The 22,582-nt window shown below is 72.1% G+C and carries 16 protein-coding genes and 1 pseudogene; 9 read left to right on the forward strand and 8 right to left on the reverse strand.

From position 1 onward, the window contains the following. Positions 1-329: 329 nt before the first annotated feature. The 3 genes from ACLBXO_RS25415 to ACLBXO_RS25425 form a co-directional block, all read right to left on the reverse strand. Positions 330-1,697 (reverse strand): aminotransferase class I/II-fold pyridoxal phosphate-dependent enzyme, encoded by a 1,368-nt coding sequence (locus ACLBXO_RS25415; RefSeq protein ID WP_331314838.1) that lies wholly within the window; start codon positions 1,695-1,697, stop codon positions 330-332. Beyond that, positions 1,694-9,136, reverse strand: a complete 7,443-nt coding sequence (locus ACLBXO_RS25420) for an SDR family NAD(P)-dependent oxidoreductase (protein WP_447687132.1) — start codon at positions 9,134-9,136, stop codon at positions 1,694-1,696. The genes ACLBXO_RS25415 and ACLBXO_RS25420 overlap by 4 nt, the downstream gene beginning before the upstream one ends. Before the next feature lie 368 nt (positions 9,137-9,504). Then, on the reverse strand, positions 9,505-10,848 hold the full coding sequence (locus tag ACLBXO_RS25425) for a UDP-glucose dehydrogenase family protein (RefSeq protein WP_447687133.1): 1,344 nt from the start codon (positions 10,846-10,848) through the stop codon (positions 9,505-9,507). A gap of 311 nt (positions 10,849-11,159) precedes the next feature. Here ACLBXO_RS25425 and argB point away from each other — a divergent pair, with 311 nt between their 5' ends. The 3 genes from argB (at position 11,160) to rplS (ending at position 13,624) form a co-directional block, all read left to right on the forward strand. After that, positions 11,160-12,053, forward strand: a complete 894-nt coding sequence (gene argB / locus ACLBXO_RS25430; RefSeq protein WP_012317957.1) for an acetylglutamate kinase — start codon at positions 11,160-11,162, stop codon at positions 12,051-12,053. Between the two features lie 199 nt (positions 12,054-12,252). Further along, positions 12,253-13,002 carry a pyrimidine 5'-nucleotidase gene (locus ACLBXO_RS25435; RefSeq protein ID WP_447687134.1) on the forward strand — a complete coding sequence of 250 codons (750 nt, stop codon included), beginning with the start codon at positions 12,253-12,255 and terminating at the stop codon, positions 13,000-13,002. Positions 13,003-13,222: 220 nt separating this feature from the next. After that, positions 13,223-13,624 carry a 50S ribosomal protein L19 gene (gene rplS, locus ACLBXO_RS25440; protein ID WP_091683176.1) on the forward strand — a complete coding sequence of 134 codons (402 nt, stop codon included), beginning with the start codon at positions 13,223-13,225 and terminating at the stop codon, positions 13,622-13,624. A 1,108-nt stretch (positions 13,625-14,732) separates the two neighbouring features. Here the strand turns inward: rplS and ACLBXO_RS25445 are convergent. Next, positions 14,733-15,116 carry a RidA family protein gene (locus tag ACLBXO_RS25445; RefSeq protein ID WP_331314825.1) on the reverse strand — a complete coding sequence of 128 codons (384 nt, stop codon included), beginning with the start codon at positions 15,114-15,116 and terminating at the stop codon, positions 14,733-14,735. Further along, positions 15,113-16,327, reverse strand: a complete 1,215-nt coding sequence (locus ACLBXO_RS25450; protein ID WP_447687135.1) for a lytic murein transglycosylase — start codon at positions 16,325-16,327, stop codon at positions 15,113-15,115. The genes ACLBXO_RS25445 and ACLBXO_RS25450 overlap by 4 nt, the downstream gene beginning before the upstream one ends. A 171-nt stretch (positions 16,328-16,498) precedes the next feature. Between ACLBXO_RS25450 and ACLBXO_RS25455 the strand changes: the two are divergent. Continuing rightward, positions 16,499-16,838 (forward strand): annotated as a pseudogene (locus tag ACLBXO_RS25455) (carboxymuconolactone decarboxylase family protein). A gap of 54 nt (positions 16,839-16,892) precedes the next feature. On the opposite strand, the gene ACLBXO_RS25460 reads toward ACLBXO_RS25455, so the two are convergent. After that, entirely contained in the window at positions 16,893-17,546 is a 654-nt protein-coding gene (locus ACLBXO_RS25460) for a TetR family transcriptional regulator (protein WP_447687136.1), read from the reverse strand. Between the two features lie 94 nt (positions 17,547-17,640). Here ACLBXO_RS25460 and ACLBXO_RS25465 point away from each other — a divergent pair, with 94 nt between their 5' ends. Continuing rightward, complete coding sequence (locus ACLBXO_RS25465) at positions 17,641-18,312, forward strand: O-methyltransferase (RefSeq protein WP_447687137.1); 672 nt, start codon at positions 17,641-17,643, stop codon at positions 18,310-18,312. A 73-nt stretch (positions 18,313-18,385) separates the two neighbouring features. Here ACLBXO_RS25465 and leuD read toward each other — a convergent pair whose 3' ends face one another. Beyond that, the gene (gene leuD, locus ACLBXO_RS25470; RefSeq protein WP_029359938.1) at positions 18,386-18,988 is read right to left on the reverse strand and encodes a 3-isopropylmalate dehydratase small subunit; all 603 of its coding nucleotides are present in this window, start codon (positions 18,986-18,988) and stop codon (positions 18,386-18,388) included. A 69-nt stretch (positions 18,989-19,057) separates the two neighbouring features. Continuing rightward, positions 19,058-19,789 (reverse strand): HisA/HisF-related TIM barrel protein, encoded by a 732-nt coding sequence (locus ACLBXO_RS25475; protein ID WP_331314813.1) that lies wholly within the window; start codon positions 19,787-19,789, stop codon positions 19,058-19,060. A gap of 9 nt (positions 19,790-19,798) precedes the next feature. Here ACLBXO_RS25475 and ACLBXO_RS25480 point away from each other — a divergent pair, with 9 nt between their 5' ends. Genes ACLBXO_RS25480 through ACLBXO_RS25495 form a run of 4 tightly spaced genes read left to right on the forward strand, consistent with a single transcriptional unit; the run spans position 19,799 to position 22,506 of the window. After that, on the forward strand, positions 19,799-20,848 hold the full coding sequence (locus tag ACLBXO_RS25480; protein WP_447687138.1) for a hydantoinase/oxoprolinase family protein: 1,050 nt from the start codon (positions 19,799-19,801) through the stop codon (positions 20,846-20,848). Beyond that, a complete protein-coding gene (locus tag ACLBXO_RS25485) occupies positions 20,845-21,045 on the forward strand; it encodes a hypothetical protein (protein ID WP_012317969.1) in 201 nt (66 codons plus the stop codon). The genes ACLBXO_RS25480 and ACLBXO_RS25485 overlap by 4 nt, the downstream gene beginning before the upstream one ends. A gap of 23 nt (positions 21,046-21,068) precedes the next feature. Then, positions 21,069-21,851, forward strand: coding sequence for a hypothetical protein (locus ACLBXO_RS25490; protein ID WP_447687139.1), 783 nt, complete (start codon positions 21,069-21,071; stop codon positions 21,849-21,851). 34 nt (positions 21,852-21,885) lie between these two features. Continuing rightward, a complete protein-coding gene (locus ACLBXO_RS25495) occupies positions 21,886-22,506 on the forward strand; it encodes a GNAT family N-acetyltransferase (protein ID WP_447687140.1) in 621 nt (206 codons plus the stop codon). Positions 22,507-22,582: the final 76 nt, after the last annotated feature.

The following is a 22,582-nucleotide window of genomic DNA, read 5'->3' on the forward strand; positions in this document are numbered from 1 at the left end:
TGCGCAACCGCGACCTGGTCTACGTGTCGAACGCGCCCTTCACCGAGGTCCAGAAGGTCCTCACCGCCTTCAACGGCGTCACCGGACCGGTCGCCTCCGCCGCGACCGCCTACGCCTACGCGAAGTAAGTGGCCGCCCGGCGACGGGGGCGCTCGCTCCCGTCGCGCGAGGGACGCCGGAATCGTGCCGCGTCGCTCCGGTCGACGCGCGCGTCCGATCGCGGCTGCTGAACTCGGTCGCTCGAATGCCGAAGGGGGCGCGGATGACATCCGCGCCCCCTTCGGTTTCGTGGCGGCTCTCGGTAGACCGGGGCGCGGCCCCGGCCGGGCTCAGACCCGCTTGGCCAGCAGCTGCTCGATCAGCGAGCCGCCCTTGTCGATGGCCGCCAGTTCCTCGGCCACCGCGTTCACGGTGTCGCGGATCTGGTCGGGCGTGTGCTCGGAGGTGAGGAAGAAGCGCAGGCGCGAGGCCCGCTCCGGCACCGCCGGGTGGATGATCGGCTGCACGTTGATGCCTCGGCGGAACAACCGGTCCGACAGGGTGACGGCCTTGAGCGAATCGCCGACGATGATCGGCACGACCGCGAGGCCGAGGCTGAAGCCGGTGTCCAGGCCGAGCTTCTTGGCGGTCGCCAGGAACAGGGTGCCGTTCTGGCGCAGCCGCTCGACCCGCTCCGGCTCGGCATGCATCACCGCGAGGGCCGCCTCGGCGGCCGCCGCGAGCGGCGGCGACATGCCGACGCTGTACACGAAGCCGCCGGCCGTGTGCTTGAGGTACTCGATCAGCGCGATCGGGCCGCAGATGTAGCCGCCGCAGGTCGACAGGGTCTTCGACAGCGTGCCCATCCAGATGTCGACCTCGCGGGGATCGACACCGCAATGCTCGAACAGGCCCGCGCCGGTGCGGCCGGTGACTCCGAGGCCGTGCGCCTCGTCGACCATCAGCCACGCGTCGTAGCGCTTCTTGAGGGCCACGAGCCCGGCGAGGTCCGGCGCGTCGCCGTCCATGCTGTAGAGGCCCTCGACCACGATCAGCGCCCGGCGATGCTCGTGGCGGGTCGACTGGAGCAGGGTCTCCAGGGCGTCGAGGTCGTTGTGCGCGAAGGAGCGGCGCTGGGCGCCCGACAGCTGCGCGCCGGTGACGATGCTGTTGTGGGACAGCGCGTCGTGGAAGATCACGTCGCCGGCTTCCAGCAGGGCGCCGATGGTCGTGACGTTGGTGGCGTGGCCGCTCACCATCACGATGCAGCCCTCGGACTGGTAGTGCTTGGCCAGCGCCTGCTCGAGGCTGATGTGTCCGGGCCGCTCGCCCGCCACCACGCGGCTCGCCGAGGCCGACGTGCCGTAGGCGTCGATCGCCTCGCGGGCGGCGTTGCTCACGCGCGGATGGCCGTTCAGGCCGAGATAATCGTAGGACGAGAAGTTGGTGAAGCTCTTCTGGTCGATCCGCGTGGTCGCGCCGGCCTTGGCGTCGTGGACGCGGAAGAACGGGTTGCCCAGGCCGATCAGCTCGGCCGCCTGGCGCTGGAGCTTCAGCTCGCGGTAGCCCGGCAGGTTCTCGAAGTTCTGCGCCGCCGACTTGCCGGCGGGAGAGGCCGTCTTGACGGGGGCCGGGCGCGGCGTGGCGCGCCCGAGCCGGTTGGTCACGAAGCCGGCGAGCGCCGCGCGCCCGCCGTCCGGCCGTGCCGTGTCGGTCATGAGTTGGTCTCTTTGATCTCGCTGGACGTCTGCTCGATGAGTTCCTTGAGAGGCGCGAGGATCTGCGCATCGACCTCACCGCCGACATGCTTCGAGACGAGGCTCATCGCGACGCCGGCCGTCTCGTCCATAGGCGCGGAAACCGCCTGAATTAAGGACTCCGACAGCTCATTGACGGTCATGCCCGACGAAAGTCCGGCGGGCGGCGCGTCGAGGGCGAAGCGCTCCTGCAGGCTGGCACCGAGTTCGACACCCATCAGCGAGTCGAGGCCGATCTCCGAGAGCTGGCGCACGCGGCTGATGTCGTCCTTCGGCAGGCGCAGGATGCGGGCGATGTCCTCGACGATCGCGTCCGACACGGTCTTGCGGACCGCGTCGATGTCGCCGCCCTTGAGCAGCGCCCCGATGTTGATCGCCTGGACGCCGCCGGCCTCGGTCTGCTGATCGGACCCGAGTTCGGCGTAGCTCGGCGAGCGCATGGTGGCGAGACGCTCGCGCGCCTTGCCCCAGTGCATCGCCGCGATGGCGATGACCGCCTCGTCCGGGGACGCACCCTGGCTGCCCAGCGCCTCGGCCATCAGGTCGAGGCAGCGACGGGCCTCCATCGGCGTGACGCCGACGCGGCCGGCGAGCCCTTCCATGACCGCCTTGTTGCGGGCGAGCATGCCGACATCGCCGATCGCGCCCCAGGCCACCGCCAGAGCGGGCAGGCCGCGGCGGCGACGCTGCCGCGCGAGGCCCTCCATGAAGCCGTTGGCGGCCACGTAGGAGCCCTGGCCCGGATTGCCGATGAAGGTCGTCGCCGACGAGAACAGGACGAAGTAGTCGAGGCTCCGGTCGCGGGTGGCGGCGTCGAGGTGCTGGGCGCCGATCACCTTCGGGCCGATCACCGCGTCGAGCGCCGCGGCGTCGATGTTGGAGATCAGGCCGTCCTGGAGCACCGCCGCGGCGTGGAGCACGCCGGCCAGCTTCTTGCCCTTCTGCTCGATCTCGGCGAGCAGCCGGTCCACCGAGGCGCGGCTCGTGATGTCGACGGCCTTCGCCTCGACGGTCACGCCCCGGGCCGACAGCTCGGCCACGATCGCCTTGGCCTCGTCGGTGGCCGCGCCCTTGCGGCCGGCCAGCACGAGATGCTTGGCACCCCGGTCGATCAGCCAGCGCGCCGCCTCCAGGCCGAAGCCGCCGAGGCCGCCGGTGAGAAGGTGGACACCCGTCTCCGAGACCGTGAACGGCTTCGCCGTGTCCTTCATGATCGTGCCGGCCTTGGGCGGGCTGATCACGATCTTCCCGATGTGACCCGACTGCTGCATCAGCCGGAACGCGTCCGAGGTCTCGGCCGCCGTGAAGGGCTGGTAGGGCAGGGGCTTCAGGCCGCCGTCGTTGAACAGGGCCATGACCTCGCGGAACATCCGCGCGCCGTCGTCGCCCTGGTGCTGGATCACCTGATCGAGGTCGACGCCGAAGTAGCTGAGGTTCCGCCGGAACGGGCGCAGGCCGATATGGGTGTTGGCGACGTAGTCGCGCTTGCCCAGCTCGATGAAGCGGCCGAACGGCCGGAGCGCGTTGAGCGAGCGCTCCATCGCCTCGCCGAACAGGCTGTTCAGCACGATGTCGACGCCGTCGCCGGTGATCGCCCGGACCTCGTCCACGAAGGCGAGCGAGCGGGAATCGAGCACGTGCTCGGCACCCAGCGCCTTCACGAGCGCCCGCTTCTCGCGGGAGCCGGCGGTAGCGATGACACGCGCACCCTTGAGCTTGGCGATCTGCAGGGCCGCCAGACCGACGCCGCCCGCACCGCCATGGACCAGCACCCACTCGCCGCGCCGCATCCGGGCGCAGGAGACGAGGCCGTAATAGGCGGTGAGGAAGGCGACCGGCACGGTGGCGGCGGCCATCGGGTCGAGGCCCTGCGGCATCGGCGCGACGACGAGGTCCGGCACGACGATGTGCGTGGCGAAGCCCGACTGGGCGAAGGCGACGACCGGGTCGCCGACCTTGAACCCCTTCACGCCAGGGCCGACGGCCGTGACGCGGCCGGCGCATTCGAGGCCGAGGCGGGGGCCGGCGAAGCCGTCCTCCAGGATTTCTTCCGGGAGCATCGAGAGCGCCCAGAGAACGTCGCGGAAGTTGAGGCCGGTGGCCTCGACCGCGATCTCCATCTCGCCCTTGCCGGGGGTGCGGCGCTCGGCCGGACCCCAGACCATCTCGCTGAGGCCGCCGGTGTTGCTGCGCTCCAGGCGCGCGGCCTCGGCCGGGACCAGATCCGCCGGATCGCGGTGCTGCGGCCGGCCGGCGTGGAAGCGCACGACCTGCGTCCGCTCGTCGTCCAGCACGATCTCGGTCTCCGGGGTGCCGGAGAGGATGAGGTCGCGCAGGCGCTCGGAGGCCCGCTTCGACGACATCTCGGGGGAGAGGTCGATGCGGCGGACGTCGAGGTTCGGGGCCTCGTTGGCGAGCGTGCGGGAGAAGGCCCACACGCCGGCCTCGATGTTGGTGGTCTGGCCGCCGCGGTCGCGGGTCGCGCCGGGGGCGACGACCCAGAGGCGGGTCTGGCGGGCACCGAGGTGCTCGGTGCAGCGCTTCAGGCTGAGGCAGCGGTCACGCAGCCGCTCGGACGCCTCGCCGCCGCGGGTGAAGGCGCCGGCCAGGAACACCACCGTGTCGGGGGTCTCCTTCTCCAGCTCCATCAGGGAGGTCTCGGAGTCGAGGATGATCGAGACGTGCACGCCGCCCGCGACCAGCAGGGTCGCCAGGGAGGAGGCGGTCTCGGCCGCGAACTCGTCGTCGGAGCCGATGATGAAGGCGAAGCTCTGCGCCGGGGCCGGGCCCGGACGCACCGGCGCCTCGGCCGTCAGCAGCAGGTCGTCGCCGTTGGCGGACGCCGCCCGCTCGACCTCGACCTTGACGAGGCCGTGGGCGCTCAGGATGCGCTGCCAGCCCTCGATATCCTCGAGACGGCCCACGGGCAGGCCGCCCGCGGCCTCCTCGAACCAGCCGGCCGTCAGCCCGAACACGAGGTCGCGGAACAGGGAGGCGCCCGGCTCAACGGCCACCAGCAGGCCGCCGGTGGCGAGCGCCCCGGCGAGCTGTCCCGGCAGGCCGCGGTCGCCGCGGTGCAGGCTGCCCGACGCCAGGATCAGGTCGAAGCTGCCGGGCGCGAGCTCCTCGGCGGTCTCGACCACGGCGGCGGCGCGGCCGAGGGACAGGCGTGCGCGCTCGGCGAGCCGGCGGTCGGTCTCGAACACGGTGAGCCGGGCCTCGGCTGCGGCCGCGAAGGTCGCGGTCTGGGCCGAGAGCGGACCGAAACCGACCTGGAGGACCCGCAGCGCACGCTCCTTGGGGAGCTGGGCGCGGCTGCGCTCGATCAGGCCGGCGACGACGTCGGCGCCGTGGCGCGCGGTGGCCGAGCGCAGCACGAAGGCGTCGATCGCCCCCTGCGGCAGGGACGGCGCGTCGCTCAGCGTGCCGGCGAGCAGCCGATCGACCAGGGCGCCGACATCGGCGATGAGCACCAGCTCGGCCGAGAGGTCCGGGTGGTCGCCGGCGATCCAGCGCATGATCTCGTCGGGCGCGGGCAGGGCGGCGCCGTCGCCGAGCGTCCAGTTCTGGCCCGCGCGCTCGGCGAGGCCGCTGCTCTCCAGGGCGTAGAGGGCGTTCAGCAGCCAGGGGCGCAGGACCTCCGGCACGCGGCTGTCGGTGATCGAAACGCTCTCGCCCTGCGCCAGCCCGGAGGCGAGGCGGTAGGCGAGCGAGGTTGCCCAGCCCTCCAGCAGGAGATGGCCCGGCGACAGGGCGGCGTCGGACGGCCCCTTCGCCTCGGCGGCGAGCGGGCGCAGGCGCGCGGCCACGCTCGGGCGGCGCTCCATCGGGATCGCGGTCGGCTCGGTGGCGAGTTCCGGCACCTGCGAGATCGCGAAGGCCGAGAGGTCGCCGCCGTTCTTGGCGCGCAGGGCCTGGAACCGGCCCTCGCGGATCGTGGCGATGACCGCACCCTCGGGGTCGAGGAGCGTGAAGTCCGCCAGGATCGAGCGCTCATTGCAGCGGCGCGTGCGGATGATCGAGCGGGCGATCACCGCGCCGGGGCGCAGCAGCCGGACCTCGCCGAAGCGCACCGGGATGTAGGCCTTGCCGCCGTTCTCGCCGAGCAGGTCGGCGAACAGCAGGATCAGCCCGTGGAAGCAGGCGTCGAGCCGGTTCGGCACGAGGCCGTAGCGGGTGTCGGGCTCGGCCGGCAGCAGGTCGGACACGATGGTGGCGTCGTCCAGACGGGCGCTCAGGGCGACCTGCTGGAAGCTCGGGCCGAAGGCGAGGCCGGAGGCCAGGGCCTTGGCGTAGAGCGCGTCGCCGCTGAGCACGTGCTCGCCCGCGGTCTCGAAGCTGAAGCCGTCGAGATCCGGGCTCTTCGGCGCCGAGAAGGTCCCCTCGACGATCTTGGCCTGGGCGTGGAGCTGCCAGGGCGTCTGGGTCAGGCGCGGGCGGCTCAGCACCTGGATGCCGTTGCCGGAGCCCGACAGGCGCACCGCGACCTCGCGCAGGGCGTCCTCGGTGAACACCATCGGCGCCACGATCTCGAAGTCGGCCAGCACGACCTCGTCGTCGCGCAGGGCCTCGCGGACGCAGGCCAGAGCCATCTCGACGAAGCCGGCGCCCGGCATGATCACCTGGCCGTCGACCTTGTGGTCCTCCAGTTCCGGCACCATCACCGGATCGACGAAGCCGTTCCACTCCAGCCCGTCGAAGGTCGTGCGCGACCCGATCAGCGGGTGGTAGGGGCGGGGGCTCATCGCGCCGACGCCCTCGGTGGTGTCGGCGAGGCGGAACGGGCGGCGCTGCCACGGGTAGGAGGGCAGGCGGACATCGCCCTTCGGCGCGTCGCCGAACAGCACGGTCTCGTCGACCTGCGCGCCCTGGACGAGGGCGGCGCTGACCGCCTTGGCGATCGGGTCGCCGCCGGAGGCCTTGCGGTGCATCACGCCGACCGTGGCGGTCTCGATGCCCAGCGGCTCGACCGCGTCGCCGACGTGGGACATCAGGGTCGCGCGCGGTCCGACCTCGACGAAGACGCGGGCGCCGCGGCGGGTGGCGTCCTGCACGGCCTCGCAGAAGCGCACCGGCTCGCGGATGTTACGCCACCAGTAGCCGGCGCCGAAATTCTCGCCGCCCAGCACCGAGCCGGTCACGGTCGAGACCATCGCGGTCGTTCCGGTCCGCGACTTGAGGCCCGCGAGGTCGCGCAGCAGCGGCTTCTCGGTCGGATCCATCAGCCGGCCGTGGAAGGCGTAGGCGAGGTCGAGCTTGCGGCCGCGGCGGCGCTTGCGCGACAGGGCCTTGATGGCGGCGTCGATATCGGCCACCGGGCCCGCGACCGTGACGGCCTTGGGGCTGTTGTAGGCGGCGATGTCGAGGGTCGGGTAATCCTTGAGGAAGGTCTCGACCTCCTCGGACGGCATCAGCAGCACCGCCATGGTGCCCTGGCCGTGCGTCGTCTCCTGGTGGTGGCTGCGGTAGTAGATGACCCGGACCGCGTCCTCCAGGCTCAGGATCCCGGCGGCCTCGGCGGCCGCGATCTCGCCCACGCTGTGGCCGAGGACGTAGGACGGGATCAGGCCCTTGGCCTTGAGGGCGGCCGTCGAGGCGCTCTCGATGGCGAAGATCAGCGGCTGCGAGACGCTGGTGAGCGCGAGGCGCTCGTCCAGGTCGTCGGCGTAGAGCGCCGCCTTCAGCGACCAGTCCGAGTAGGTCTGGAACAGGGTATCGATCCGGTCGAAGGTCGCGCGGAAGACCGCGTTCTCCTCGTAGGCCTCGCGGCCCATGCCGGCCCACTGGCTGCCGTTGCCGGAATAGATGAAGGCCACCTCGGCGACGCGGTCGACGGCGGTGCCGGTGAAGGCGTCCTGCGTGTCCTCGCCCTCGCCGACGGCGCGCAGCGCCGCGGCGACGTCGGCCTTGCCGTCGAGCGCGACGGCGAGGCGGGCGGGCATGCGTTCGCGACGATGCGCCACCGCGGCCGCCACGGTCGCGACCTGCTCCGGCGCGGCCTCGAGGCGCTCGGCGTAGTCGAGGGCCAGCTCGTTCAGCGCGGCGCGGCTCTGGGCCGAGAGCAGCAGCACCTGGGCCTGGGGCTCCGCGGTCGCCGGGGCGGGCTTCGCCCAGGCGGGGGCGTCGGTGATGACGACGTGGGCGTTGGTGCCGCCGAAGCCGAAGGAGTTGACGCCGGCGAAGCGCTCGCGGGCGCCGCGGCCGATCTTCAGCGGCGCGCGCACGACGTCCAGGTTGAGCTCGCCGAACGGGATCTCGGGGTTGAGCTCGGCCGCGTGCAGCGACGGCGGCACGAGGTCGTGCTCCAGGGCGAGCGTCGCCTTCATCAGTCCGGCGAGGCCGGAGACCGGCTCGGTGTGGCCGATATTGGTCTTGATCGATCCGATCGGCAGCGGCGCCTGCCGGCCGCGGCCGAGCTTGGAGCCGATGGCCGAGGCCTCGATCGGGTCGCCCACCGGCGTGCCGGTGCCGTGCGCCTCCATGAAGGCGAGGTCGTCGAGCCGGATCTCGGCCTCGCGGTAGACCTTCTCCAGCAGGGCACCCTGGGCGTAGCCCGAGGGGAGGGAGATGCCGGTGGTCCGGCCGTCAGAGTTGATGCCGGAGGCGGCGACCACGGCGCGCACGGTGGCACCGTTGCGCCGCGCGGCCTCGGCCGACTGCAGCACGAACACCACGCCGCCCTCGGAGCGCACGTAGCCGTCCGCGTTCTTGGAGAACGCCTGGCACAGGCCGGTGCGCGAGAGCATCTGCGCGGTGGAGAAGCAGATGAAGTTGAACGGGCTCGCCAGCACGTTGACGCCGGCGACGACGGCGGTGTCCACGCGGCCCGACCGGATCGCCAGAACGGCGTTGTCGAAGGCGACGAGCGAGGACGAGCAGGCCGTGTCGACCGTGAAGCTCGGGCCCTTGAGGTCGAAGATGTAGGAGATGCGGTTCGAGATGATCGAGAGCGTGTTGCCGGTCGCCGCGTAGGCGTCGCCCGACGGCGCGTCGAGGATGCGCAGGTTGCCGTAATCGAGCGAGGAGGCGCCGACGAACACGCCGATATTGCTGCCGGCGACGCTCGACGGGCGCAGGCCCGCGTCCTCGAGCGCTTCCCAGGTCAGCTCCAGCAGCATCCGCTGCTGCGGATCCATCTGCTCGGCCTCGCGGGGCGAGATGCCGAACACCGCCGGGTCGAACGACCACACGTCGTCGATGACGCCCGCCGCCCAGGTGTAGCTCTTGCCGCGCTCATGGGCCCGCGGGTGGGCGAACCGCTCCAGGGAGAACCGGTCGGCCGGCACCTTGCTGACAGCGCAGCGCCCCTCGGAGAGGAGTGACCACAGGCTGTCCACGCTGGGGGCCCCGGGCAGTCGGCATGCGCGTCCGACGATCGCAATGTCTGTACGTTGTGTCACGTTCGGTTCGCACACGCTCGTTATCGGAAGTCGGCTCGGCTCTCGACGAGTGAGTACCCTCTCACCCCTTACTGTGGCACCATTGCGGTGTCCAACCAGCCCCGGCGCGAGGTCATCCCCGCGTGGCAAAATTGCCAGAGGCTGTGACATGTATTCATCAGAAGCTTATCCAATTCCTGCGGCCAAAACGCCAAGTTTGAACCGCCGGACCGGCTTCCGAGACGCGGGCTCGATCACGAGAAAGCCACAGTTGCGGCTCCGCGGCCGCCGCCCGTCTAGCGGCATCGACGCCGATTCCGGAAGAAATCTTCGCGATGTCGCGCAGGTCCCGCACAGGAATCCGGGCCCGCGATGCCGCGCGGCGACGATCAAGACCCGATCCGGGCGACGCTGTCCTTGGTTCGTCCGACCCCGCAATAGGTGAAACCGTGACGGGCGGCGCTCACCGGGTCGTAGATGTTGCGCAGGTCGATCAGCACGGGGGCCGCCTCGCCGGACGCCATGGCCCGACGCAGCCGGTCGAGGTCGAGGGCCCGGAACGCGTTCCACTCGGTGACGATCACCACCGCGTCCGCGCCCTCGGCGCAGGCGTAGGCGTTCTCGGCGTAATCCACAGCCGGCATCAGGATCCGGGCCTGCTCCATGCCCTCGGGATCGTAGGCGCGGACGACGGCGCCGGCGTCCTGGAGGCCGGCCACGATCGCCAGCGAGGGCGCGTCGCGCATGTCGTCGGTGTTCGGCTTGAAGGTCAGGCCGAGCAGCGCCACCGTCCGGCCCCGCACCGACCCGCCGCAGGCCCTGATCACCTTGCGCGCCATCGCGCGCTTGCGCTGGTCGTTGACCGCCACAACCGTCTCGACCAGCCGCAGCGGCGTGCCGGCATCCTGGGCGGTCTTGACCAGCGCCAGCGTGTCCTTGGGGAAACACGAGCCGCCGTAGCCCGGCCCGGCGTGCAGGAACTTCGACCCGATCCGGTTGTCCAGGCCGATGCCCCGCGCCACCGCCTGGACGTCGGCGCCCACCGCCTCGCACAGGTCCGCCACCTCGTTGATGAACGTGATCTTCGCCGCCAGGAACGCGTTCGCCGCGTACTTGGTCAGCTCGGCCGTGCGCCGCGACGTGACCATGATCGGCGCCTGGTTGAGGTAGAGCGGCCGGTAGACCTCGCGCATCACCGCCTCGGCGCTGGCCTCCTCGGCGCCGACGACGATGCGGTCGGGCCGCTTGAAGTCGGCGATGGCCGCGCCCTCGCGCAGGAACTCGGGGTTCGACGCGACCGCGAACTGCGCCGCGGGGTTGGTCTCGCGGATGATGCGCTCGACCTCGTCGCCGGTGCCCACGGGAACGGTCGACTTCGTCACCACCACCGTGAAGCCGGACAGCGCGCCGGCGATCTCCCGGGCGGCGTCGAACACGAAGCTCAGGTCGGCGAAGCCGTCGCCGCGGCGGGAGGGCGTGCCGACCGCGATGAACACCGCGTCGGCCTCGGCCACGGCCTCCCGCATGGTCGAGCGGAAGGCGAGCCGGCCCTGGCGGACGTTCTCGGCGACGAGGACGTCGAGTCCCGGCTCGTAGATCGGCATCCGGCCGGTGTTCAGGCTGGCGATCTTGTCGGGGTCCCGGTCGATGCACACGACCGTGTGGCCGAAATCGGCCAGGCAGGCGCCGGAGACCAGGCCGACATATCCGGCCCCAATCATCGCAATCCGCATCGGGCCCTCCCGGCAGCTCGCCCTCGGCTTGCTGCGATGCAACATGATCCGGGCCGCACGCGGATGCAACCCGGGCCAGCCTGGATCTGGTCCAGTCTGTCACGGGAATGCAACACCCGCGAAGGATGACTGTAGTTTGACAGCGGGGCGGTGCGCGCCCCGCCCCGGCCGCCGGGCCGCGCACCGCCCGTCCGCGAAGGCGCGCGGGGCGTCTTCGCAGCGGGGGCGGCTTCCTGTAGAAGCGCCCCGCCCGACGGGGAGGCCCGGATCCGCCCCCGAGGACCCGACCCAAGGATCGGTGAAGGACCGCGATGACCGAATTGCCCAACGTGCACGTGCGTGCCGAGGTCCTGGCCCAGGCGCTGCCCCACATGCAGCGCTACGACCAGGAGATCGTGGTCATCAAGTACGGCGGCCACGCTATGGGCGACCGGGCCGCGGCCGAGGACTTCGCCGAGGACATCGTCCTGCTGGAGCAGTCCGGGCTGAAGCCGATCGTCGTGCACGGCGGCGGGCCGCAGATCGGCAAGATGCTCGACCGGCTCGGCATCCAGTCCGAGTTCCGCGGCGGCCTGCGCGTCACCGACGAGGCCACCGTCGAGGTGGTCGAGATGGTCCTGGCCGGCCTGATCAACAAGCAGATCGTCGGGTGGATCTCCGCCGAGGGCGGCCGGGCGGTCGGCCTGTGCGGCAAGGACGGCAACATGGTCCGGGCCAAGCGGGCGATGAAGACCGTCGTCGATCCCGAGAGCCACGTGGAGCAGACCGTCGATCTGGGCCTCGTCGGCGAGCCGGACCACGTCGAGCGCGGCGTCCTCGACGCGGTGCTCAAGGCCGAGCTGATCCCGGTCCTGGCGCCGGTCGCCTACGGGGCGGACGGGCAGACCTACAACGTCAACGCCGACACGTTCGCGGGGGCGATCGCCGGGGCGCTCCGGGCCAAGCGCCTGCTGCTGCTCACCGATGTGCCGGGCGTGCTCGACAAGGACAAGAAGCTGATCCCGGAACTCACCGTGGAGGATTGCCGGCGCCTCATCGCCGACGGCACCATCACGGGCGGGATGATCCCGAAGATCGAGACCTGCATGTACGCGATCGAGCGCGGCGTCGAGGCGGTCGTCATCCTCGACGGCAAGGTCAACCACGCCGTGCTCCTCGAGCTGTTCACCGATTACGGCGCCGGCACCCTGATCCGCCGGGGCTGACATCCGGGCCACCCGCGCACCGCGCCGGAACCGGCGCGGTGCGCGGACGCAACCTCCGCGCGCGCAGCGCATTGTCGTACCCCGCCCGCCCCGGAGGGGCCGGCCAGCAAGGTCCGGGCAAGGTACCGGCAAGCATCGAACTTGCGAGCTTGACCGTTCCGGTCCAGATTCCGGGGCAGCAGCAACCTGAGGGGTTCCGGTGCACCACCCCGACAAGGCCCAGTTCACCACGCCCGCGGCGCGCGGCTTCGCCGACGTCGACACCTGGGTGTTCGACCTCGACAACACCCTCTACCCGAGCGACGCCGCGGTCTGGCCGAAGGTCGACGAGCGCATCACCCTGTACGTGATGCAGCTCTACGGGCTCGACGGGCTCTCGGCCCGCGCCCTGCAGAAGTACTTCTACCACCGCTACGGCACGACGCTGTCGGCGCTGATGATCGAGTCGCGGATCGACCCCCACGACTTCCTCGACTTCGCCCACGACATCGACCACTCGTCGATCAAGCTCGACAAGAGCCTCGGCGACGCGATCGAGCGGCTGCCCGGGCGCAAGCTGATCCTGACCAACGGGTCGCGCCGGCACGCCGAGAACGTCGCCGGCAAACTCGGCATCCTCGACCATTTCGAGGACGTGTTCGACATCGCCGCCGCCGACTTCGTGCCGAAGCCGGAGCGCACGACCTACGAGCGGTTCCTGGAGAAGCACGCCGTCGAGCCGACCCGCGCGGCCCTGTTCGAGGACATCGCCCGCAACCTCGCGGTGCCGCACGACCTCGGCATGGCGACCGTGCTGGTCGTGCCGAAGGTCACCGATCCCTACCGCGAGGCCTTCGAGCAGGAGGCGGTGCGCGAGCCGCATATCGATCACATCACGGACGATCTCGCCGCCTTCCTCTCCGCCTGCGTGCTGCCCGAGGCGCGGTCCGCGTCCGAGGAGCGTCGCTGAGGCGGAGCCGGGCGGCGCGGCGCGCGGCGTCGCCGCATCCGGGGGAGGAGCAGGCCGCAGACCCGGCCCGCGCCCGGACGGGCGGCCAATCGCGTCCGCAACCCGATCGACAAGCCGGCAACGATCCTGTAGAGAGCGGCCCAACTCACAACAGGATCGCCGAAATCCTGGCGCCGATCGCCCATGAGGGGCGGAACGGCGCGACGGCCGGAGCTATGCCATGAACATCATCGAGCAGCTGGAGCGCGAGGAAGTCGCGCGCCTCGCCAAGACCATCCCGGATTTCGAGCCGGGCGATACGCTCATCGTCAACGTCCGCGTGAAGGAAGGCGAGCGCACCCGCGTTCAGGCCTACGAGGGCGTCTGCATCGCCCGCTCGGGCGGCGGCCTCAACGAGAGCTTCACGGTGCGCAAGATCTCGTACGGCGAGGGCGTGGAGCGCGTCTTCCCGGTCCATTCCCCGATGATCGACTCGATCAAGGTGGCCCGCCGCGGCAAGGTGCGCCGCGCCAAGCTGTACTACCTGCGCGACCGGCGCGGTAAGTCGGCCCGCATCGTCGAGCGCACCGACCGCTACAAGGCCAAGGACACCCCGGCCCAGGCGCCCGCCGCTGCCGAGTAGGCTGCCCGATCCGCTCCGCGGGTCGGAGCCATCGCCCCGTCTCAGACCGGTCCGGCTCAGCCGGGCCGGTTTTTTCGTGGCCGACGCCCCTCAGGCAGCCCGGATCCCGTCGCGGAACCGCTGGATCTCGGCGGAGAGCTTCTCGGACCTGCGCGACGGGTCGATCGCGGCGCCGAGGACACGCCCGGCCTCGCCGGCCCGGGCCGCCTCGATCGTGGCGCTGAGGGCCAGGAGTTGGTCTGGCGGGCGATGCCCGCGATCAAGCTGGCGAAGGCCCCGATCTGCTCGGCCCCATCCGCGAGTTCGCCCACGAGGGCGTCCGTGCGTCGCGCCTCGGTCGCCGCCGGCGCGGTCTCGGCGGAGGATCGCGCCATCCGCCCGGAGATCTCCTGGATGGCGATCGCCATCTCCTCGGGGGCCGCGGCGACGCTCTCGACGCTCCCGGCGGTCTCTCGCGCATCGCTGCCGACGAGCCGGCGGTCGGGAACCGCAGAACCGTGCCGTCCCTCGCGCAGATGGCGACGGAGTCGGCCCCTCCATAGAGGCGGATGTCCATGGCGGTCTCGGCCGGCGCCGCCAGGGCGGCCTCGCGGGACCGGGTGCCGCGCCCGACCCGGATCTCGAGGCTTTGAGCGTAGGTGAGAGCAGCTCGGTGACCGTGCGCGGGGATTGCAGCCGCTCCGACAGCAGTGTCTCGCAATACAGTCGCGGTCCGGCAGTGCCGATGAACCCGAAGAGCGATACCGTGAGCGCGATCCGCGCGATCAACCTGATTTACAGAGTATTACTCGAGAATATCCTGATCGTGATACCTTCCGAAGGATTGCCGACAACGGCAACGCCGCGGTGAGAACTGATGAATCCGCGCGCCCATGTCAACGCGGACTCGGGGACCCGATACGAGATCTGAAAGGTGGAGGGACCATCGACGCAGGGCGGGCGAAGAGGCGCGGCGTCGCCACGCGGTCTGCACCGGGCGCAGGAACGGACGGCCGAGCGGCGATGGAAGACCTGAGATCGCGCCGCCTCTGCCGCGACGCAGGGGCCCGACCGCCCGCGACGGCCGGTCCCGCCCGGCCGTCGCGGGCGGTCGGGCGCGATCGGGCGTCTAGCCGATCCGCGCGGTCACCTCGATCTCGACGCGCATCTCGGGGCGCAGGAGGCCCGCCACGATCACGATCGTGGCGGCGGGCCGGACATCCGCCAGCACCCGCCCGCAGACCGCCAGCACGGCCTCGGCATCGTCCCGGTCGGTGACGTAGTAGGTGGCGCGCACGAGGCCGCCGAGACCGGTCCCGGCCTCGGCGAGAACCGAGCGGATCGTCCGCCAGCAGGCCTCGGCCTGCGCGGCAGCGCCCTCCGGCATGGTCATCGTGGCGTAGTCGTAGCCCGTCGTCCCGGACAGGTAGACGGTGTCGCCGTCGACCACCGCCCGGGAGTAGCCGTAATCCCGCTCGAACGGGGAGCCCGAGGTGATCAGCCGCCGGCTCATCCGCCGCGCAGGGCCTCCAGAACCTTGCCGCCGGCACGACCCGTGGGCGTCATGCCGAGCCGGCGCTCCACGTCCTTGATGGCGTCGCGCGTCTTCTGGCCGACCTTGCCGTCCGGCTCGCCGACGTCGTAGCCGCGGGCGGCCAGCCGGGTCTGGAGGTCGCGGCGCTCGGCCCGCGACAGGGGCGGGTCGTCGGTCGGCCAGGCCGCCTGGACGCCGGGCTTGCCGCGCAGCCGGTCGGACAGGACCGCGATGGCGAGGCCGTAGGATTCGGCGGCGTTGTACGAGTAGATCGCGTCGAAGTTCCGGGTCACCAGGAAGGCCGGTCCGTCGATCCCGGCGGGCGCGATGATGCCGGCGGGACCCTCACCCGAGAGCGGGCGGCCATCGGCGCGGGTGACGCCGAGCGAGGCCCAGTGGGCGATCGGCTTCTTGTTCTTGCGTCCGGCGGCGCCGACGTTGAAGCCGCGGGGCAGCTTGACCTCGTAGCCCCAGACCTGACCGTGCTGCCACTTGGCGACGTGCAGGAAATTGGCGGTGGACGCGACGGCGTCGGCCACCGAATCGACCACGTCGCGCCGGCCGTCGCCGTCGCCGTCGACCGCGAGGCGGTGATAGGTGGTCGGCATGAACTGGGTCTGGCCGAACGCGCCCGCCCAGGAGCCGGTCAGCCGCTCCGGCGCGATGTCGCCCCGCTCGATGATCCGCAGGGTGGCGATCAGCTCGCCGCGGAAGAAGTCCCGGCGGCGGTTGTTCGAGCAGGCCAGCGTCGCCAGCGACTGCACCAGCGGCATCTTGCCGAGGTTCTTGCCGAAATTCGACTCGACGCCCCAGACAGCCGCGATCGTGTAGCGGTCGACCCCGTAGCGCGACTCGGCCTGGGCGAGCGCGGCCGCGTTCTGGCGCATGGCCGCGCGCCCGTCCTCGACGCGCTCGTCGTCGACGAGCGCCGCCATGTAGTCCCAGATCGGCGTCTTGAACTCGGGTTGCGCCTGGGACAGCTCGATCACCTTGTCGTCGTAGCTGATGCCGCTCGTGGCGGCCCGGAAGGTCTGCGCCGAGACGCCCGCGGCCGCGGCCTGGGACTGGATGCCGGCGAGGCAGCTGTCGAAATCGGCCCGCGCCGGCAGGCTCGCCAGGGGCAGGATCGCGATGCCAGCGAGCAGCCCGAGCGCGCGCGCCATCCTCGGTCCCGTCGGGTGCTTCGGCATGCTGACGATCCTCACGATGCGGAACGGAGTCTGGGCGCGGATTCAGGCGACATGTGGGTTAACGAACGGTGAGGAAACCCGCCGCACCTTGACCCACTTGCCTACCAATCGGTCGGTTGACTCGGACCCGGTCCGTCAACGGCCGGCCCACAGGGCAGGGAGACGGGACGCCTGATGAAGGACTGGAATCAACGGCGCCGAACTCGTCAGCACGCACGGGCGCATCGGTGCGGTGAGTCCAGAACTCCTCGAGGCCCACGTCCAGCTCGCCGCGGCGGCCCCGGCCGCGCGCGAGCCGGACGCGAAGACCCGCGAGCTGATCGCCCTCGCGGTGGCGGTGACGACCCGGTGCGGCGGCTGCATCGCCGTGCATTCCGATGCCGCCCGCAAGGCCGGCGCGAGCGAGGAGGAGGTCGTGGAGGCGCTGGGCGTGGCGGTGGCGCTGAACGCCGGCGTCGCCCAGGTCTATAACGCCCGCGCCTTCGAGGCGTTCACCGGTGAGTCCGTCTGAGCCGACCGGGACAGGGCCGCGCGCCACCCTCCTCGCAGGGCGGGGGGCGCGCCTTCAGGACGGCCCGCCAACCCGGCCTGGGCTGCCGAAGCGGTCCAGATAGGCGCAGAGCATGTCGGCCAGGGCATCCGCGAAGGTCATCATGTCCGCCTCGGTCCGGACCATCTCCGAGATGCGCTCGCCGACCTCGCCGAGCGTCATCGCGATGATCTCGCCCGCGACCCGCAGGTCGGCCTCGGGAGCCGCGGGCCGTGCCGCGCGCAGGAAGTCGCGGAAGGCCTGTGAGCCGGCCAGCTGCGGCTCCGCGGCCTCCGGCGCGTCGCGATAGGCCGGGGCGGCCGCGTCGAGGGCCCGGCGCATCGCGGCCTCCGCACATTCCGAGCGCACGAAGGCGTGGACGGCGGCGCGCAGGCGCGCCCCGGGCGCCAGGTCGGGATCCGTCAGGATGCCGGCGAGGAGCGCGGAGGTGTCCCGCCACTCGTCGCTCTGGAGCTGGAACAGGATCGCCGCCTTGTTGGGGAAGTACTGGTAGAGCGAGCCGATGCTGACGCCGGCGCGCTCGGCGACCCGCGCGGTCGTGAAGCGCGCCGCGCCGACCTCCGCCAGAACCTGAGCGGCGGCCTCCAGAACGGCCGCGACGAGGTCGCTGGAGCGCGCCTGCCGCGGCTGCTTTCGCTTGGAGATTCCGAGGCTTGGCCGGTCGGGCATGGGGCGGGGCTCGGAACGCGAATAGGCGCGGGCAGGGGGCGCCGGTACTCTGCGTCGCGTTCAGTCGAACACGCAAGACGGAAAGCAACGCGCCATGTCACGCTCAGCATCCACACTCGCCGAACCGCGTATCGCGTCACTGTTGGACAGTCTCTTCGCGCACGCGGAGGCTTCTTCTCCGTTGAGCGCCATCGGCGATCTCTCGGCGGACGAGCGGGCGCGCCTCATGGGCAGCCGCACCGGCTACCGGGACTTCTACGGCCGGCTCAAGGACATGCCCCTCGCGGTCTCGCGGGAGACCGGCCGGCTGCTCTACATGCTCGCCCGGACCCGCCGGGCGCGGACGATCGTCGAGTTCGGCACCTCCTTCGGCCTCTCGACCCTGCACCTCGCCGCGGCCCTGCGCGACAACGGCGGCGGGCGGCTCATCACCTGCGAGTTCGAGCCGTCCAAGGTGGTGCGGGCGCGGGCGAACCTGATGGAGGCCGGGCTGGCGGACCTCGTCGAGTTCCGGGAGGGCGACGCCCTCCAGACCCTCGGCCTCGACCTGCCCGACTCGGTCGACCTGCTGCTCCTCGACGGGGCGAAGGGCCTCTATCCCGAGGTTCTGAGCCTCGTCGAGAGCCGCCTCGGACCGGGGGCCCTGGTGGTCGCCGACAACGCGGACCACAGCCCGGACTACCTGGCGCGGGTGCGCGCGCCGAGCCGCGGCTACCTGTCGGTGCCGTTCACCGACGACGTCGAGCTGTCCATGCGGCTCGGGTGAGGCCGGGCGCGGGATCCGGACCGGCGGTCGCCTCGGCGCGACGCGGCCGCCGTCGGGACGCGGATCCGGCCGCTCAGGCCCACGCGCGCTGAGCGAGCTTCTGCTCGTAGGCGTCGATGGACGAGACGCGCTCCAGCGTCAGCCCGATCTCGTCGAGGCCGTTCAGCAGGTTGTGCTTGCGGCCCTCGTCGACGTCGAAATGTAGGGTCCCGCCGTCCGGTCCCCGGATCGTCTGCGCCGCCAGATCGACCGTCAGGGTGGCGTTCGCGCCGCGCTCGGCGTCCTCGAAGAGCTTCTCCAGATCCTCGGGCGACACGACGATCGCCAGGATTCCGTTCTTCGCGCAGTTGTTGAAGAAGATGTCGGCGAAGCTCGTGGAGATCACGCAGCGGATGCCGAAATCGGCCAGTGCCCACGGCGCGTGCTCCCGGGACGAGCCGCAGCCGAAATTGTCGCCGCAGACCAGGATCTTGCTGTTGCGGTAGGCGGGCTGGTTGAGGATGAAGTCCGGGTTCTCGGAGCCGTCCTCGCGGTAGCGCATCTCGGCGAACAGGCTCTTGCCGAGTCCGGTCCGCCGGATCGTCTTCAGGTACTTCGCCGGGATGATCCGGTCGGTATCGACGTTGATCGTCCGCAGGGGCGCCGCGACGCCCTCCAGGGTGGTGAACTTTTCCATCGTCTGACGGCTCGTGTCGGTGGTCTCTCTGCCGGGCGGTTTAGCAGCCGCCGGCCCGGGCCGGAAGCGTCAGGCGAGGTCGGGCGCCGTTGCCCGGGACAGGGTGCCGTCGTGGAGAGCCGAGGCGACCAGCGCCCCGGCGATCCCGGCCGCCCGCAGCGCCCGCAGGTCGTCCGGGCCGCGTACGCCACCCGCCGCGTAGAGGCGGCGCTCCGGCGCCCGCGCCCGCAGGGCTCCCAGGGCCGCGAGGTCCGGGCCCGCCCCGGCGCCGACCTGCGCCAGCGTCATGGCGATCACCTCGGGGGGCCAGAGCGCGGGATCGTCGTGGAGGGCCGCCGGGCCGAGCCGCTCCGCGCCGCGCGTGTCGAGGGAGAACACCGCCCGGTCGCCGAGCCGCGTCACGAGGTCGGCATCCGCCTGGCTCTCGCTGCCGATCACCGGGCGGCCCACGCCGGAGGCCAGGAACGCGTCGACGCCCGCAGGCTCAGCGAAGCCCGCATCGACCCACAGGCTGACGCCCGGGCAGGCGCGGGCGATCGCCTCCAGGGCGCGGAGATCGGGTGGGGCGCGATCGATGATCGCGTCGAGATCGGCGACGTAGAGGATCGCGGCGGGCCACGCGTCGACCAGCCCGCGGGCCACCGCGTCCGGCGCCGAGCCCTTTGCCAACGGCGTCTCGATCGGGGCATAGGAGGAGCGCTCGCCCCGGCGCGCCCGCACCACGCGGCCGCCCCGGAGATCGAGCACCGGGATCACCGCGAAGCCGGGGCGCCCGATCCTGTGGTCCATCGAGGCGCTCATCGCGGTCCCATGCGCTCATCAAACCCAACGACGATCGGGTGGGACCTCGGCGGGGTCCACGTCAAGGTCGCCCTGGTCGAGGACGGCCGGGTCGCGGCCGCCGCGCAGGTGCCGTGCCCGCTCTGGCAGGGCCTGCCGGCCCTCGACCGGGCGCTGGAGGCTGCCCCCGCCTGGGCCCGCGGCGCGGCCCTCCACGCCGTGACCATGACGGGCGAGCTGACCGACTGCTTCGCCGACCGGCGCGACGGCGTCGCGGCGCTCGCCGGATGGGCCGGGTCGCACCTCGCCGGGACCGTGCGGATCTATGCCGGCCGCTCCGGCCTCGTCACCCCCGAGACGGCCGCCTCCCTATCGGCGGACGTGGCCTCGGCCAACTGGCACGCCACCGCGGCGCTCGCCGGCCGGCACGTCCTGGACGCGCTCCTGGTCGATATCGGCTCGACCACCGCCGACCTGATTCCCGTCGTCGGCGGGCGGCCGGCCGCGACCGGCTACAGCGACGCCGAGCGGCTGGAGACCGGCGAGCTCGTCTATACCGGCGCGGTGCGCACGCCGGTGATCGCCCTATCCGACCACGCCCCCTTCGCGGGCCGCCGGACCCGGCTGATGACCGAGACCTTCGCCCACATGGCGGACGTCTACCGCATCCTCGGCCAGCTCCCCGAGGGCGCTGACCAGCAGCCGAGCGGCGACCGCAAGGGCAAGACGGTCGCCGAGAGCGTGACCCGGCTCGCGCGGATCGTCGGGCGGGACCGGGCCGAGGCGCCCGAAACGGCCTGGACGGCGCTCGCCGCCCACTTCGCCGAGGCGCAGCTGCGCCTGCTGCACGACGCGGCGGCGGAGATCCTCAGCCGGCCCGATCTGGGCGCCGACGCGCCCCTCGTCCTGTGCGGCGCCGGCGCCTTCGTGGGCGCCCGCCTCGCCGAGCGGCTCGGCCGGTCCGCGACGCCGCTCGTGGCGCTGCTGGCGGACCGGATCGGCGGCGCGCGCGACGGGATCTCGACCTGTGGACCGGCGGTGGCGGTCGGCCTCATCGCCGCGGAGGAGGCAGTCGCATGAGTGCAATCAAGATCCTGGCCCGGATCCTGACCGCCCGGGTCGGGCCGCATATCGAGCTGGCCGTCGAGACGGAGACCGGCGAGGTGCTGAAGGTGCTGGCCACGGAGGATCAGGTCGACCGGCTGGTCGACGAGCTGGAGGATATCCTCAACTCGCCCGCCGACCCGGAGGATGACGGGCCGCCTCAGGCGGCCTGAGGCCCCGGGCCCCGCCGGTCGCCATGAGCCTGATCGCCGCCAAGATCGTCGTCACGCCGACCCTGATGTGGGCCGTGTCGGCGGCCGCGCGCCGGTGGGGCAGCCTCGTCGGCGGCCTGCTCTCGGGCCTGCCGCTCACCTCGGCGCCGATCTCGATCTACCTCGCCGCCGAACAGGGCGAGCGCTTCGCCGCCGACGCGGCGATCGGCTCGGTGGAGGGGCTCGGCGCGGTCACCGTCAGCTATCTCACCTACGCCGTCGCCGCGCCGCGGACGGGAATCCTCGCCTCCGTGTCCCTCGCCCTGGCGGCCTTCGTCCTCGCGGGCGCGCTGCTGCACGGCGTGATCCAGCCCGGCCTGTGGCTCGCCACGGCGATCGACCTGCCGGCGATGGCGCTGGCGGTCGCCCTGTGCCGGCCGGCCGCCGGGACAGCGGCGCCGGTCCGCCGGGCGCGCCCGCCGCGCTGGGACATGCCGGCCCGGCTCGCGGCCGCCACCGCCCTGGTCCTGCTGGTCTCGGGGCTGGCGCCGCATCTCGGCTCCGGCCTGAGCGGCGTCCTGGCGCCGATCCCGATCATCTCCTGGCCGCTCATCGTCTTCGCCCGGGCACAGGACGGGGTCGGCGCCGCGCTGGACGTGGTGCGCGGCAGCGCCCAGGGCGCCTTCGGCGTGCTGGCCTTCTATGTCTGCGTGCACCTGCTGCTCGGACGGATCGACCCGGTCGCGGCCTACGCCGCCGCGATCGCGGTGTCGGCGGCCTGCGTGCTGCCGTGGCTGGTCGCGCGGCGGCGCCCGCTCGCCGCGTGACCGGGCCGCGCCGAGGCGACCGCGGAGAGGATCGATGCTGCCGGATACCGGGATCCCGACCCTCGTTCCGGGCTATGCGGCGGTCCCGCCCGGCCACATCGCCACGATCGTCACCAGCCTGGAGATGCTGCGACCGCCGCCCCCGCGGCCCGGACGGCCGTTCCCGCCCGGGCTCGCCCTCGACCCCCTGGCACGCACCGACCCGGAGACCTACCGGAGCCTGTACCGGGCGGTGGGCGCCGACTGGCTCTGGTTCTCGCGCCTCACCCTGGCGGAGGAGGCGCTGGCGGCGATCCTCGCCGACGACGATGTCGAGATCTTCGCGCTCCGTCGGGACGGGCGGAACGTCGGCATGCTGGAACTGGATTTCCGCCAGCCCGGTACCTGCGAGCTGGTCTTCCTCGGACTGACCGGGGACGCGGTGGGAACCGGGATCGGCCGCACGCTGATGAACGCGGCGATCGGGCGGGCCTGGGCGCGCCCGATCGCGCGGTTCTGGGTGCATACCTGCACCCTGGACCATCCTGGCGCGCTCGCCTTCTACCGGCGCTCCGGCTTCGTGCCCTTCGCGGTCCACGTCGAGGTCGCGCCCGATCCGCGGCTCGACGGGACCCTGCCGCGCGACTGCGCCCCGCACGTGCCGCGGCTCGGCTGAGGCGCCGCGGGGCCCGGACACGAAGAGACCCGCGGCCTCGCGGCCGCGGGTCTCTTTGTGTCGTCAACCGTGCGCG

Source organism: Methylobacterium sp. C33D, from assembly GCF_053345825.1.

What these genes read in the sequence shown, in the direction of transcription:
- ACLBXO_RS25415 (WP_331314838.1), bottom strand. Translation starts at nt 1,697, where the DNA reads ATGACCGACACGGCACGGCCGGACGGCGGGCGCGCGGCGCTCGCCGGC.
- ACLBXO_RS25425 (WP_447687133.1), bottom strand. Translation starts at nt 10,848, where the DNA reads ATGCGGATTGCGATGATTGGGGCCGGATATGTCGGCCTGGTCTCCGGC.
- argB (WP_012317957.1), top strand. Translation starts at nt 11,160, where the DNA reads ATGACCGAATTGCCCAACGTGCACGTGCGTGCCGAGGTCCTGGCCCAG.
- rplS (WP_091683176.1), top strand. Translation starts at nt 13,223, where the DNA reads ATGAACATCATCGAGCAGCTGGAGCGCGAGGAAGTCGCGCGCCTCGCC.
- ACLBXO_RS25445 (WP_331314825.1), bottom strand. Translation starts at nt 15,116, where the DNA reads ATGAGCCGGCGGCTGATCACCTCGGGCTCCCCGTTCGAGCGGGATTAC.
- ACLBXO_RS25450 (WP_447687135.1), bottom strand. Translation starts at nt 16,327, where the DNA reads ATGCCGAAGCACCCGACGGGACCGAGGATGGCGCGCGCGCTCGGGCTG.
- ACLBXO_RS25460 (WP_447687136.1), bottom strand. Translation starts at nt 17,546, where the DNA reads ATGCCCGACCGGCCAAGCCTCGGAATCTCCAAGCGAAAGCAGCCGCGG.
- ACLBXO_RS25465 (WP_447687137.1), top strand. Translation starts at nt 17,641, where the DNA reads ATGTCACGCTCAGCATCCACACTCGCCGAACCGCGTATCGCGTCACTG.
- leuD (WP_029359938.1), bottom strand. Translation starts at nt 18,988, where the DNA reads ATGGAAAAGTTCACCACCCTGGAGGGCGTCGCGGCGCCCCTGCGGACG.
- ACLBXO_RS25475 (WP_331314813.1), bottom strand. Translation starts at nt 19,789, where the DNA reads ATGAGCGCCTCGATGGACCACAGGATCGGGCGCCCCGGCTTCGCGGTG.
- ACLBXO_RS25480 (WP_447687138.1), top strand. Translation starts at nt 19,799, where the DNA reads ATGCGCTCATCAAACCCAACGACGATCGGGTGGGACCTCGGCGGGGTC.
- ACLBXO_RS25485 (WP_012317969.1), top strand. Translation starts at nt 20,845, where the DNA reads ATGAGTGCAATCAAGATCCTGGCCCGGATCCTGACCGCCCGGGTCGGG.
- ACLBXO_RS25490 (WP_447687139.1), top strand. Translation starts at nt 21,069, where the DNA reads ATGAGCCTGATCGCCGCCAAGATCGTCGTCACGCCGACCCTGATGTGG.
- ACLBXO_RS25495 (WP_447687140.1), top strand. Translation starts at nt 21,886, where the DNA reads ATGCTGCCGGATACCGGGATCCCGACCCTCGTTCCGGGCTATGCGGCG.